Annotated in this window: 13 protein-coding genes; 7 read left to right on the forward strand and 6 right to left on the reverse strand. The window is 62.8% G+C overall.

All coding sequences use genetic code 11. The annotated features are described in order from the left end of the window. Position 1 precedes the first annotated feature (1 nt). The 6 genes from fliS to fliE form a co-directional block, all read right to left on the reverse strand. Positions 2-478, reverse strand: coding sequence for a flagellar export chaperone FliS (fliS, locus tag VNZ65_RS12515; protein ID WP_325669430.1), 477 nt, complete (start codon positions 476-478; stop codon positions 2-4). 12 nt (positions 479-490) lie between these two features. Further along, positions 491-1,963, reverse strand: a complete 1,473-nt coding sequence (fliD, locus tag VNZ65_RS12520; RefSeq protein WP_325669432.1) for a flagellar filament capping protein FliD — start codon at positions 1,961-1,963, stop codon at positions 491-493. A 42-nt stretch (positions 1,964-2,005) separates the two neighbouring features. Next, positions 2,006-2,392 carry a flagellar protein FlaG gene (locus VNZ65_RS12525; RefSeq protein WP_325669433.1) on the reverse strand — a complete coding sequence of 129 codons (387 nt, stop codon included), beginning with the start codon at positions 2,390-2,392 and terminating at the stop codon, positions 2,006-2,008. A 162-nt stretch (positions 2,393-2,554) separates the two neighbouring features. Beyond that, complete coding sequence (locus tag VNZ65_RS12530; protein WP_325669435.1) at positions 2,555-3,643, reverse strand: FliC/FljB family flagellin; 1,089 nt, start codon at positions 3,641-3,643, stop codon at positions 2,555-2,557. A gap of 178 nt (positions 3,644-3,821) precedes the next feature. After that, positions 3,822-4,517, reverse strand: a complete 696-nt coding sequence (locus VNZ65_RS12535; protein ID WP_325669437.1) for a flagellar regulator YcgR PilZN domain-containing protein — start codon at positions 4,515-4,517, stop codon at positions 3,822-3,824. A gap of 9 nt (positions 4,518-4,526) precedes the next feature. Beyond that, the gene (gene fliE, locus VNZ65_RS12540; protein WP_325669439.1) at positions 4,527-4,844 is read right to left on the reverse strand and encodes a flagellar hook-basal body complex protein FliE; all 318 of its coding nucleotides are present in this window, start codon (positions 4,842-4,844) and stop codon (positions 4,527-4,529) included. Positions 4,845-5,197: 353 nt separating this feature from the next. On the opposite strand from fliE, the gene fliF reads away from it, so the two are divergent. From fliF to fliL, 7 genes are all read left to right on the forward strand, one after another. Beyond that, entirely contained in the window at positions 5,198-6,904 is a 1,707-nt protein-coding gene (gene fliF, locus VNZ65_RS12545) for a flagellar basal-body MS-ring/collar protein FliF (protein ID WP_325669441.1), read from the forward strand. Next, positions 6,897-7,895: a flagellar motor switch protein FliG gene (gene fliG / locus VNZ65_RS12550; RefSeq protein WP_325669443.1), complete on the forward strand. Its 999-nt coding sequence runs from the start codon at positions 6,897-6,899 to the stop codon at positions 7,893-7,895. Before fliF ends, fliG begins: the two co-directional genes overlap by 8 nt. Beyond that, on the forward strand, positions 7,882-8,601 hold the full coding sequence (gene fliH, locus VNZ65_RS12555; RefSeq protein WP_325669445.1) for a flagellar assembly protein FliH: 720 nt from the start codon (positions 7,882-7,884) through the stop codon (positions 8,599-8,601). The genes fliG and fliH overlap by 14 nt, the downstream gene beginning before the upstream one ends. Next, the gene (fliI, locus tag VNZ65_RS12560; RefSeq protein ID WP_325669447.1) at positions 8,594-10,030 is read left to right on the forward strand and encodes a flagellar protein export ATPase FliI; all 1,437 of its coding nucleotides are present in this window, start codon (positions 8,594-8,596) and stop codon (positions 10,028-10,030) included. The genes fliH and fliI overlap by 8 nt, the downstream gene beginning before the upstream one ends. A gap of 104 nt (positions 10,031-10,134) precedes the next feature. Then, positions 10,135-10,590 carry a flagellar export protein FliJ gene (gene fliJ / locus VNZ65_RS12565; RefSeq protein ID WP_325669449.1) on the forward strand — a complete coding sequence of 152 codons (456 nt, stop codon included), beginning with the start codon at positions 10,135-10,137 and terminating at the stop codon, positions 10,588-10,590. Positions 10,591-10,607: 17 nt separating this feature from the next. Then, on the forward strand, positions 10,608-11,963 hold the full coding sequence (locus VNZ65_RS12570) for a flagellar hook-length control protein FliK (protein ID WP_325669451.1): 1,356 nt from the start codon (positions 10,608-10,610) through the stop codon (positions 11,961-11,963). 126 nt (positions 11,964-12,089) lie between these two features. Continuing rightward, positions 12,090-12,566 carry a flagellar basal body-associated protein FliL gene (gene fliL, locus VNZ65_RS12575; protein WP_325669453.1) on the forward strand — a complete coding sequence of 159 codons (477 nt, stop codon included), beginning with the start codon at positions 12,090-12,092 and terminating at the stop codon, positions 12,564-12,566. Positions 12,567-12,596: the final 30 nt, after the last annotated feature.

The raw sequence follows: 12,596 nt of genomic DNA on the forward strand, positions 1-12,596 counted from the left end.
GTCAGCTCCTCGCAGCGAATTCGGCGGCAGCAAAACCGGCATTCTCCGTCACCTTCTGCACGCCGTTGATTTCGCGCCATGCCGAGGCGATATTTTCCAGCAGGCGCTCGGCTTCATCCAGCATGGCAGGATCGTTATGCAGGTTGGCGAACAGCAGGCGCTGATTGATATAGTCATACAGCGCCGACAGATTGGCCGCCAGTTCGGCGCCGGCGCTGCCGCCCGCTTCGGCATCCAGGCTGGCCTTGAGGCCGCTGTCGATGATGCTGATCGCCTTCGAAATGGCATTACCCTTGGCGACGATATCGCGTTGCGCCATATGATGGCGCGCCATGCCGATGGCGGCCTTGGCGCCGTCGAACAGCATCGTCAGCAATTGCTGCGGCGTGGCGCTCATGACGGCGCTTTCGATGCCGACGCGGGCGTAGGCGCGGGCGCCAGGGCTGGCAGCCGGGATGGTGGCAGAGGATGTGTACATGTTTGGCTTGCCTTACTTGGAACTGCCGTCGATGGCCGCAAATTGCTGGGTCAGATAATTAGCGGTCTGGTTCATGCTGGCGACCAGGCTATCGAGATCGGTGAACTGCTTGGTGTAGCGCGCAATCGTGGTGCTGATCACGGATTGCGTGCTGGTCATCTGCGCCGCCAGCGTCTTGAGAGAACTGTTCAAGCCGTTGGTCGCTGTCTTCAGCGGCCCGTTGCTGGCGGTGAAGCTGGTCAGCAGGGTCGACATGGTGGAACCGACGCCGGTCTTGCCGCTGGCGCTGGAGAACAGATTTTGCACGCCGCTCAGGTTGCTATTCAGGGCCGCCGTCAATTTGGTCGAATCGACCGCCATGGTGCCGTCGGCCTGGAAGGTCACGCCGATCTGCGCCATCATCGTCAGCGGCGCGCCGTTGCTGCCGGCCAGCGGCGGCTGCGGCGTGTTCATGGTGTCGCGTATCTGCATCTGGATATTGCGCAAGGTCGAATCGCCGGCCAGCGGCGCCTGCGAATACGAGTGCGAATTGGCATCCGCGGTGAAGGCGGTCAGCTGCTTGCTGACCGTCTGCAGGCTGTTATAGGCAGTGACAAAATTGGTGATCGCGGTTTGCACGCTGGCGGTATTGGTTTGCAAGGACAGCGTGCTGTTACCGGTTCCGGTGAGCGTCATGGTGACGCCCTGCACCGCCTCCTTGACAGTGTTGCTGGTGCTGGTGACAGCGATGCCATTTACCGTCATCTGCGCATTCTTCGCTTCTACCGTCTGCTGCATGTTTTGGGTGCCGGCCGGATCGTTCGCCAGCAGGTTGGACAAAGCTGTATCGCCGCTCACTGAAATGCGCATGACCGAAGTGGCGCCGGTGGCGTTGGAAGTCAGCACCAGGCGATTAGGGGTGCTGCTGCCGTCGTTGACGATCGACGCGGTAACGCCAAGCGCCTTGTTCTGATTGATCGCATCGCGGATGCCAGCCATCGAGCTGTTGCTGGAGTTGATGGTGATCGAGGCTGCGGCGCGGGTCGGATCGGCGGTAAATGCAGCGCCGCTGTATTTACCGGTGACAGGATCCAGGGTGCCGCCGGAAATGCTGCCGAACTGTAGCGTCACGGTGCCGGAGCCGATGGTGGTGGCAGTGTTGGCGACACCCGGCGTGGCCAGCGATTGCGCCTGTGCCAGCTGACTGACATTGACCAGGTAGGATCCGCTGGCCGCCGTGGTGCCGGCCGTTGCATTCAATACCGCCGGTGCGCTGGACGTCGGGGCGACACTTTGAAACAGGGTCGGATTGCCCAGTTGCGCGGCGGCTGTCTGCAATGCGCTCAAGGCGCTCTGGATGCTGCCATAGGCGGATAATTTGGAGTTATAAGCGGTCTGCTGGTTGGTCAACGCATTCAGGGGGGCGTTTTCCGCGACCGTAATGTTGCTCAGCAAAGTCGCCAGCGGCAATCCGGATGCAGAACCCAGGGAAGTCACTAAAGCCATATCAATTCCTTTACATTCAATTTTGTTTTCAGTTGAGCAGTGTCATGCAGTCTTTTCCAGCAGTACGCCCTTGAGCTGGTCCATGACCCTGGCGATGCGCACCACTTCTTCGCTGGGAATCTGCAACACCACCTTGCCGTCCTGCTGGTCCACTACTTTCAAGATGACATCCTTATAGCCTGGCTCGATCTGGAACTGCACGCTGACAGCCTTCAATTGCAGCTGGTGGTTGATCTCGTCGATCCTCTCCTGCAGCTGGCTGCGTTGCGTCCTCGCTGCCAACGTCCAGGCGCCGGTATCCACATCTTTGCCGGCGGCAGCGGCGCTCTCGCTGGCGGCCGGTCTGGCACCGCCGGCAGCGCCATCGACGGCGCCACTTTCGGCTGCCAGGCTACGGCCTGCAACCAGCAGATTGATTGAATTTGACATTGCATCCTCTCCTGCCGCTACCTTGTCCGCTCCGGTCTGCCTATGCAAACCGGACTGGAAAACGTACGGTAAAACAGCGGGCGGCCGCACGACCAGCCGACCCGCTCACAATGACAACGCCAGCGGCGGCAAACAGCGCCGCCGCCGGCATCAAGACAACGTTTATTGCAGCAAGGTCAACACGCTTTGTGTCGATTGGTTTGCCTTCGCCAGCACCGACGTGCCGGCTTGTTGCAGAATCTGCGAACGGGTCATGTTCGACACTTCGGTCGCGTAGTCCGCATCCTGGATTCCCGAACGCGAGGAAGACAGGTTGGTCACCGTGGTACCCAGGTTGGCGATAGTCGAAGCAAAACGGTTTTGCACCGCGCCCAGCGAGCTGCGCAGGCTGTCGACTTGCGACAAGGCGCTGTCCATTGCTGTCAGCGGGCTGCCGCTGGCCGCTGTCAATGACTTCGAGGAATCGTAAGTAACCGTGGAGGTAGGTCCAGCAACTGTTGCACCTTGCGTTGCGTCCGCGACAGTCACGGTGGCGGCGTAGAAGTTGGTCCCGTTCTTGACGTAGGTATTGCCGCGTGCATCAGTTACCAGATCGGCAACCGTTGCGGTAAAGCCAGCCGCCGCGTCGCGGTTGACCGCAGTGAAGCCGCCGGCAGCCACGGCGACCGAAGCACCCGTATTGTCTTTGCCGGTAGGCGCCAGGGCGGTTGTCGCGCCGGTAGGGCCAGCCAGGTTCAGGGTGTTCAGTTTCAGCGCTGTCGAATCGATCTTTTGCAGACCGATGCCGATAGTCTGGCCGTCGTTGGCGCCGACCTGGATATTCAGAGTCTGATTGGTCGCCAGGACCTTGACGCCGTTGAAGTCGGTTTGCGAAGAAATGCGGTCGATTTCCTTCAGGCGCTGGCCAACTTCATCCTGGATCGATTGCAGGTCGCTGGAAGAGTTGGTGCCGGTTGCAGCCTGCGTTGCCAGTTCACGAATCCGCTGCAGATTGTTGTTGACTTCCGTCAGCGCGCCTTCAGTGGTTTGCGCCAGCGAAATGCCGTCGCTGGCGTTGCGCGACGCCTGTGTCAGGCCAGTGATATTGGCAGTGAAACGGTTGGCGATGGCCTGGCCGGCAGCGTCGTCCTTGGCGCTGTTGATGCGCATGCCCGAAGACAGGCGCTGGATGGCCGAGCTCAGTGACGAAGCCGACTTGGTGAGGTTGTTTTGCGCTACCAGCGAGAGAATATTGGTATTGATGACAGACATGGCATGACTCCTGTTGCAATAGTTTATGGGTTCCGGCTAAGCCGCCGTAACGCTGGACTCGCTCCCGGGAAGGAACAACCGGAACGAGCAAGCCACCGTTATTCAGGTTATCGGCAGTTGCCTGGAAAACATTTAGGCTCTGTCGCAAAAATAAGCAAAGCTGCGCACTGCCGCCTGTTCATGGAGCCAGCAAGCCCCCCAGGCTCCGCCTTGCCTGGTCCAGATCGACGTAATAGCAGCCGAAATGGTTGACCATGCCCTCCCTCCCCTGCACGCTGCGGCTGAACACTACCCGCAGATCCACCTGCAGCCTTCCGGACGAGCGAAAATCCAGCACCGCCGCCGGCAACACCGTGCCGACCGGCAGCGCTTGCGCGCTAACGTAGGATGAGCGCAACCCTATGCCACGGGCGCTGAGGTCATGCACGTCCAGCACAAAGTCGTTGCCGTCGCGCAGCTTGGCCCTGACCACGCCAGCTTCCACCGGCTGCAGGCCGACGCGGATGAATTTCTGCTGTGGAAAGTAGGCGATGCAAGTCGGGATGGACGCCGCCAGCGCCTGCGGCCACGGACTCATGCCGCTGCCAGCCACGCTGGCGACGAAGCGCACGCCGGCGCCGTCCAGCGCACCGTCGAAGCACAACAGGTCGCCCGGGGTGTACAGCGCACCATAACCGTCGGCGTCGCCGGCATGGATGAAGATGTCATGCGCCAGCGCCACCGCCACCAGGCGCGTGACCAGCGCTTCGCCGCCGCTCAGCAAACGCATGCTCAGCGGACTGTTCTGGCGCTCCAGCTCGCGCAGGATACTTTCAATATCGGCCGCCTCCTGCAGCAGATAGCTGACGCCGTGCTCTACACATGCTTGTTCCAAAACTACCCTTCAGGCTTGCATGTTCATGATTTCCTGATACGCAGCAACCACCCGGTTGCGTACCTGCAGGCCCATCTGGAAACCGACATTGGCTTTTTGCAAATCGATCATGACGTCGTTCAGCGACACCCCCGGCTTGCCCAGTTCGAATGCCTCGGCCTGGCCAGCTGCATGCTGCTGACCGTTGCTGATACGCTCCAGCGTTTTTTTCATTTCGTCGGCGAAACCGCCGCCGGCGATGCCGTTGGCCGCGGCTGGGCTGCCGGCGGCGACCTGCGCCGTCGCCGTCAGTTGCTGCAACACTGATTCAATAGCCGATATGTCCATATTGCTTCCTCTCTTGCTTGGTTTGGCGGGTTCTCTACCTCGCGCCGCTGCCCGCCGAGGCATGGCGGGCAGCGGCGGCAACGCATGCCTGTCATCAGGCTTCAAAGCGTAACAGCAAAGATTTTTTTGCATTCCGGCAAATAACAGGAAAAAGCGCGGCTATTCAAGCGATCGAAAAACTGCCCGGCCGTTGACAATCGTTAGGGTCGGCACAGGCTGCACATTGATCGCCGCTGGACCTTTGTTGACATCTGTTATCCCATTCTAAGGAAAGCTTGCTGTATGCCAGATACACAGAAGCGCATCGCTAGCATCGTCAGCCGCCGCGGTCCGTCGTTGCCAGGGGTGCTTGTATGAACGCTGCCACCGCCGCCGGCCTCGCCGGCAACCAGAAACCGCCGTTGCTGGAACAGCTGCGCGCCAACCCCAAGCTGCCGCTGATGCTGGGCGCTTCGCTCGCCGTCGCCGCCATTGCCGCCTTCTGGCTGTGGAGCCGGGCGCCGGACTATAAGGTCCTGTACAGCAATCTGTCGGACCGCGACGGCGGCGCCATCATCGCCTCGCTGCAGCAGATGAACATTCCCTACAAATTCGCCGAAGGCGGCGGCGCCGTGCTGGTGGCCGCCGAACAAGTCCATGAGGCACGCCTGCGGCTAGCTTCCCAGGGCTTGCCCAAGGGAGGCTCGGTCGGCTTCGAGCTGATGGATAACCAGAAATTCGGCGTCAGCCAGTTTGCCGAGCAGGTCAACTACCAGCGGGCGCTGGAAGGCGAACTGGCGCGCTCGGTAGAGTCGATTTCGGCCGTCGAAGCGGCGCGCGTCCATCTGGCGCTGCCCAAGCCTTCGCTGTTTGTGCGCGACCAGCAAAAGCCGAGCGCCTCGGTGGTCATCACGCTGTACCACGGCCGCTCGCTCGACGATGGCCAGGTCAGCGCCATTGCCCATCTGGTATCGAGCAGCGTGCCGGAACTGAGCGCCAAGAACGTCACCATCGTCGACCAGAGCGGCAACCTGCTTTCCACGCCAAGTACCGGCAACCGTGGCCTGGACGCCAGCCAGCTGAAATATTCGCAGGAAATCGAGCAAAGCTATATCCGCCGCATTGAAGCGATCCTGCAGCCCATCGTCGGCGCCGCCAATGTACGGGCACAGGTGGCCGCCGATATCGATTTCTCAACGGTGGAACATACCGACGAAAAATACAGCCCCAACCAGGATCCAGCCAAAGCAGCAATCCGCAGTCAGCAATCGAGCGATGCCAACCAGCAGGGCGCGACGCCGCCGGGCGGCGTGCCGGGCGCCTTGTCGAACCAGCCGCCGATCAATCCGACGGCGCCGCTCAGCACCACGCCGCCGGGCCAGCCGGGAGTAGCCGGCGCCCAGGCCAATCCGGCCAATACCGCCAGCAATACCGCGCGCAGCGGCGGTTCCAGCAATGTGCGGCGCGACGTCACCACCAACTATGAAGTGGACCGCTCGATCAGCCACGTCCAGCAGAGTGCCGGCGCGATCAAGCGATTGTCGGTGGCGGTGGTGGTCAACTATCGCGGCGCTGCCAACGCCCAGGGCAAAATCAGCGCCCAGGCTTTGCCGGCAGCGGAAATGGAACAGGTCAAGAATCTGGTCAGGCAAGCCATGGGTTACAGCGCCGAGCGCGGCGATTCGCTGAATGTGGTGAACAGCCAGTTTGCCGGCGATGCGCCGGAACCGGAACTGCCGCTGTGGCGCCAGGCCGGCAATATCGAACTGGCCAAGAGCGTCGGCAAGTACCTGCTGCTGGGGATTGCCGCTTTGTGGCTCTGGTTCGGCATCGCCAGGCCGCTGCTGCGCAAGCATCTGCAAGGCCCGCCGGCTGGCGCAACAGGCCCGTCCGGCGCTCCCGGCGCCGCATCCGGCACAAACCAGGCACAGTCGCCGGAGCAGAACAAGCTGAGCGAAGAAGCAAGGCAGCGCCAGGCCGACCGCCATCAAGACAACCTGCAGCATGCGCAAGCTCTGGCCGAGAAAGATCCGCGCCTGGTCGCCATGGTAATCAAGAACTGGATGGGCAATCATGAGTGACGACGGAATCAGAAAAAGCGCCATCCTGCTGATGTCGCTGGGCGAAGACGGCGCCGCCGCGGTGTTCCAGCACATGACCCCGCAGGACGTGCAAAAGCTCGGCATGGCGATGTCCAAGCTGCGCCAGGTAACGCGCGAACAGATCGCCGAAGTGATGGAAGAATTCCGTCTCGAGACCGAACAGTTTTCGGCCCTCAACCTGGACTCCGGCAGCTATATCCGCGCAGTGCTGAACAAGGCGCTGGGCAATGACCGCGCCGCCAGCCTGATCGAAGACATCCTGGAATCCGGCAACAACTCCACCAATGGCATCGACACCCTCAACTGGCTGGAAGCCAGCGAAGTGGCCGAACTGATCCGCGACGAACACCCGCAGATCATCGCTACCCTGCTGGTGCATCTGGACCGCAGCAAGGCATCCGAGGTGCTGGAACTGTTCACCGAACGCCTGCGGCACGACGTCATCCTGCGCGTCGCCACCTTCGGCGGCGTGCAGCCGGAGGCGCTCAGCGAATTGACCGAAGTACTGTCCGGCCTGCTGTCCGGCCAGGGCGTCAAGCGCAGCCGCCTGGGCGGCGTCAGGGCGGCGGCGGAAATCCTCAACCTGATGAGCAGCACCCAGGAAGAAAGCGTGATCCAGCATGTGCGCGAACACGACGGCGACCTGGCGCAGCGCATCATCGACGAAATGTTCCTGTTCGAGAATCTGCTGGAAATCGAAGACCGCGGCATCCAGCTGCTGCTCAAGGAAGTCGAATCGGAATCGCTCATCATCGCCCTCAAGGGCGCAGCGCCAGAACTGCGCGAGAAATTCCTGCGCAACATGTCGCAGCGGGCAGCGGAAATGCTGCGCGAAGATCTCGAAGTGCGCGGTCCGGTGCGGGTCTCGCAAGTCGAGAGCGAACAAAAGAATATCTTGCAGATCGTGCGCAGGCTGGCCGATGCCGGCGAAATCGTGATCGGTGGACAAGGCAACGATGCGTACGTCTGATCCGGCGCGGCGCGCCAGCTTGCCGAAGGCGCAAATGACGGCCTGGCAGCGCTGGGAGATGGCTGACGTGCAGTTGCCCCTGGCGCCGGCCGCGATGGAAGCCGTCAACCCCGCGGCAGCCGACACGCTGGCCAGCCTGGAGCCCAGGCTGCTGATCGATGAAGCGGAGCTGCAGCACCTGCGCCAGCAAGCGCAGGACGACGGCGCTGCCGAGGGCCGCCTGCAAGGTCACGCCGCAGGCTGGCAGACCGGCTATGACGCCGGCCTGGAAATTGCGCGCAAGGAAGCCGATAGCCTGCACCAGCTTAGTCAAGCCATGCCGGCAGCCCTGCGCCTGGCGGAAAAGGAAGTGGCCGATGGATTGACGACGCTGGCGCTGGACATCGCCCGCCAAGTGGTGCGCCAGGCCCTGTCCATCGAGCCGCAGCTGATCCTGGCGGCCGTGCGCGAACTGCTGCAGACCGAACCGGCATTGAGCGGCACCCCGCGCCTGCTGCTGCATGGCGACGACCTGCCGCTGGTCCAGCAATATCTGGCGGAAGACCTGCAAGCCGCCGGCTGGCTGCTACGCGCCGATCCGGCGATCAGCCGCGGCGGCTGCCGCGTGCAAGCCGGCAGCGGCGAACTGGACGCCACCATGGAAGCCCGCTGGCAAAGAGTAGCGGCGGCGCTTGGCCGTCATCTCCCCGGTCCCTCCCATGACTGAAATCGCCAGCGTTGACAGCGCCGCGGCGCCGAATCGTCACCTGCAGGCCTGGCGCCAGGCGCTGACCAACGCCAGCCTGAGCGTCGGCCGCAGCGTTCCTATCCGCACTTATGGCCGCCTGACGCGCGCAGTCGGCCTGGTGCTGGAAGCGGTGGGGCTGCGGCTGCCGGTCGGCAGCGATTGCCTGATCGAACTGCCGCCCGGCTATGCGCAACGCACCACCGAAGCGGAAGTAGTCGGCTTCGCCGGCGACCGCCTGTTCCTGATGCCGCAAACCGAAGTCGCCGGACTGCTGCCGGGGGCTCGCGTCTATCCGCTGGAAGCCAGCAACTCCTCCGGTGCAGGCAACTCAGCCGAAGCGGGCAGCAAGCGCCTGCCGGTCGGAGAAGGCATGCTGGGCCGCGTGGTCGACGCCGCCGGCAGGCCGCTGGACGGCCTCGGTCCGCTCGATTTCAGCCGCGAAGTAGCGCTCTCCGCCGCCCCCATCAACCCGCTGGCGCGCGCACCCATCGATAGCGTGCTGGACGTCGGCGTGCGCGCCATCAACGCCTTGCTCACCGTCGGCCGCGGCCAGCGCATGGGGCTGTTTGCCGGTTCCGGCGTTGGTAAAAGCGTCTTGCTGGGAATGATGGCGCGCTATACCAGCGCCGAAGTGATCGTGGTCGGCCTGATCGGCGAACGCGGCCGCGAGGTCAAGGATTTCATCGAAAACACGCTCGGCGTCGAAGGCCTGGCGCGCGCCGTGGTGGTCGCCGCGCCGGCCGACACCTCGCCGCTGCTGCGCCTGCAGGGTGCGGCATATGCCACTTCGCTGGCCGAATACTTCCGCGACCAGGGCAAGGATGTGCTGCTGATCATGGATTCCCTGACACGCTACGCCATGGCCCAGCGCGAAATTGCGCTGGCGGTCGGCGAACCGCCGGCCACCAAGGGTTATCCGCCCTCGGTATTCGCCAAACTGCCGGCGCTGGTGGAACGCGCCGGCAACGGCGCCCGCGACGCCAGCGGCAAAGGCGGCGCCATCACCGCCTTCTATACCGTGCTGACCGAGGGCGACGACCAGCAAGATCCGATCGCCGACGCCGCCCGCGCCATCCTCGACGGCCACGTGGTGCTTTCACGCAGCCTGGCCGAATCCGGACACTACCCGGCAATCGACATCGAAGCCTCGATCAGCCGCGCCATGACAGCGCTGATCAAGCCGCAGCAATTCGATTCGGTGCGCCGCTTTAAGCAGATGTTGTCGCGCTATCAACGCAACCGCGATCTGATCAGCGTCGGCGCCTATGCTGCCGGTCATGATTTGCAGCTGGACCAGGCGATAGCCTTGTATCCGAAGATCGAAGCGTTTTTGCAACAAGGCATGGAGGAGCGGGCCGGCTATGCGGAGGCGATCAGCGAGCTGGAGCAATTGTTCCAGCCGGATTGAAAGACTGCTCACAGAGCCCTGCATTTTTCTGAACCGTTGCCGTTAACTTCGAGATAAGCCGCAATCACAGGCTGCGCACCGCAACCCACACTTGAGGGGAAATCATGCCAAACACCTTACCGCTCGCCATGCTGATCGAACTGGCCCAGAACAAGACTGACGAAGCCACGCGCCGCCTCGGCCAGTTGCAGCGGGCGCAGATCGGCGCCGCGCAAAAACTGGAACTGCTGATCCAGTACCGCCAGGAATACTGTGACCAGCTGCAGTTGCAGATGCAGGACGGCGTATCGTCTTCACGCTGGCGCAATTTCCAGCATTTCATCGGCACGCTGGACGGCGCCATCGAACAGCAGCGCGCGGTCGCCGCCCAGGCCGATACCCGGCTGCTGCACGGCCGCAGCGACTGGCAAAACAACAAGCGCCGTCTGAATTCGTTCGACACCCTGGCCGAGCGCGTCAAACAGCAGCAGGCGCAGCTGGCCAACAAGCGCGAGCAGCGTGCCAGCGACGAACATGCAGCGCGCCAGTTCCGCATGCGCATGCTCGCTGCCGCAGAATAATCCACCGAGGAATCCTCATGTCTTTGCTCGTATCACCCAATAGTCCCCCGGCCCAGGCAAGTTCCACTGCCAACGCCGGCAACGCTAGCCAGCAGCAAGCCGACGCCGGCAATTTCGGCCAGCTCCTGAACCGCACGCTCGGCAACCAGGAGCAGCCGGCTGACAAGGCAAGCGATGGCGCAAGCGGCGGCGTCAAGCCCGCTGCACCTGGCGCGGCGCGCCGTCCGGCCGACGCCGACAAGGAGCGCGCAAGCCCGGATGACGCCAGCCTGCCAGTCTTGGCGTTCATGCCGCAGCCGTCGGCTGCGGTCAATCCGCTCGCGGCAAAAGCCGGCCTCAGCGGCGACAGCCAAGCTCCCTCGGCCGCCGAACAGCAGCTCAATGCCGCCATCGCCGCAGCCGGCGGCAAGTCCGCAATACCAGCAGCGCCGGCGCAAGCTGCAACAGAACCCGGCGACCCGCATCCGCTATCCGCAACACCAGCAGCAGTCGCGATGGAAGCGCTGACGCCTGCCAACGGTGCCGCACCTGCGCGCACTGCACCCGCAGGCAAGGAGGCTGCCGCCGACGCCTTCACGGCTATTGCGCATGGCGCAGAGCAGCCGCTCAAGCAAGCCGCCGTGGGCGACAACAGCGGGCAGCAGACATCCGCCGGCGATGGCCGCTCGGACAAACACGAAAAAACTGAAAAACTGGAAAAATCAGACAGCCGCGGCAATAGCGAATTCGCGCCACGCCATACCGAAAGCGTGGCGGCGACTGGCGCTGGCGCCGGCCAAACGGCAACCGCCGCGGCCGGCGCCAGCCGGTTAGCGCCCGATGCGCCGGTCCAGCTCAATCCGGTGCTGGCAAACGGCCATGCCGCCGCCAATGCGAGCATAAGCAATACCGCTCAGCCGGAGCCGCCGAAGCTGATGCTGACGCCGATAGTAGGTAGCGACAGCTGGGCGCCGGCATTGGGCAAGCAAATGGTCTGGCTGGGTAATAGCGGCGGCCAGACTGCCGAACTGCATCTCAACCCACCCGACCTGGGTCCCTTGAAAGTTACGCTGACCCTGAACGACAACCAGGCCCAGGCCATGTTCGTTTCGGCCCACCAGTCGGTGCGTTCAGCGCTGGAAGCCGCCCTGCCCCAGTTGCGCAACAGTCTCGCAGAAAGCGGCATCAGCCTCGGCCACACCTCGGTCAGCGCCGATACCCAGCAACAGCAGCAACAGAGCGCCTTTGCCCAGAACCAGAACGGCCAGCAGGGTTCGTCCGGCCATTTCCAGCGCCACATAGTCGTACCCGACCGCAGCCCGCTTATGGAACGCAGCGCGGTCGCCGCGGCGCTGAGCAAGAATGGCAATGGCAAGGTCGACATCTTTGCCTAACGGAAAAAACAGCAATTCCGGGCGCAACAAAGCTCGGATCTGAAGCGCTTTATCCCTTTACATCAGCCGATAGTTCAAGCCTCTTTTGGCCAAGAATGAAGGCTGGATTTCGATGCAGGAACAACCATGGCAACAATCGCGAATGACGCACCGGCAGTACCCAAGAAAAGCAGGCTCGGACTGATCCTGATCGTGCTGACGGCAACCCTGGCGGCCGCCGGCGCCGCTTATTATTTCACCTTCATGCAAAACCATGGCAAGAGCGCCACCGCGGCGCCGATGCCGGAGACGCCGATCTTCGTGGCGCTGGAGCCGTTTACCGTCAATCTGCAGGCCGACGACCGTGACCGCTTCCTGCATATCGGCCTGACCCTTAAAGTGGCGGACGCCAAGACCCAGGCCCAGATCATCCAGTATCTGCCGGAAACCCGCAGCCGCATCCTGAGCCTGTTGTCGAACCGCGATCCGGCGTCCCTGGTCAGCGCCGACGACAAGAACAAGCTGGCGGCGGAAATCCTCAAGGCGCTGAACAAGCCGCTGGCCGGCAGCCAGCCGCCGCAGCACATCACCAATGTGCTGTTTACGGCCTTCGTGGTGCAGTGAAGCTAGCCGTGACTTTATTTACGAGAACCC

Source organism: Collimonas sp. (assembly GCF_035566555.1).
Lineage (GTDB): Bacteria > Pseudomonadota > Gammaproteobacteria > Burkholderiales > Burkholderiaceae_D > Collimonas.

What these genes read in the sequence shown, in the direction of transcription:
- fliE (WP_325669439.1), bottom strand. Translation starts at nt 4,844, where the DNA reads ATGGACATATCGGCTATTGAATCAGTGTTGCAGCAACTGACGGCGACG.
- fliF (WP_325669441.1), top strand. Translation starts at nt 5,198, where the DNA reads ATGAACGCTGCCACCGCCGCCGGCCTCGCCGGCAACCAGAAACCGCCG.
- VNZ65_RS12530 (WP_325669435.1), bottom strand. Translation starts at nt 3,643, where the DNA reads ATGTCTGTCATCAATACCAATATTCTCTCGCTGGTAGCGCAAAACAAC.
- fliJ (WP_325669449.1), top strand. Translation starts at nt 10,135, where the DNA reads ATGCCAAACACCTTACCGCTCGCCATGCTGATCGAACTGGCCCAGAAC.
- fliL (WP_325669453.1), top strand. Translation starts at nt 12,090, where the DNA reads ATGGCAACAATCGCGAATGACGCACCGGCAGTACCCAAGAAAAGCAGG.
- VNZ65_RS12570 (WP_325669451.1), top strand. Translation starts at nt 10,608, where the DNA reads ATGTCTTTGCTCGTATCACCCAATAGTCCCCCGGCCCAGGCAAGTTCC.
- fliG (WP_325669443.1), top strand. Translation starts at nt 6,897, where the DNA reads ATGAGTGACGACGGAATCAGAAAAAGCGCCATCCTGCTGATGTCGCTG.
- VNZ65_RS12525 (WP_325669433.1), bottom strand. Translation starts at nt 2,392, where the DNA reads ATGTCAAATTCAATCAATCTGCTGGTTGCAGGCCGTAGCCTGGCAGCC.
- fliH (WP_325669445.1), top strand. Translation starts at nt 7,882, where the DNA reads ATGCGTACGTCTGATCCGGCGCGGCGCGCCAGCTTGCCGAAGGCGCAA.
- fliI (WP_325669447.1), top strand. Translation starts at nt 8,594, where the DNA reads ATGACTGAAATCGCCAGCGTTGACAGCGCCGCGGCGCCGAATCGTCAC.
- fliS (WP_325669430.1), bottom strand. Translation starts at nt 478, where the DNA reads ATGTACACATCCTCTGCCACCATCCCGGCTGCCAGCCCTGGCGCCCGC.
- fliD (WP_325669432.1), bottom strand. Translation starts at nt 1,963, where the DNA reads ATGGCTTTAGTGACTTCCCTGGGTTCTGCATCCGGATTGCCGCTGGCG.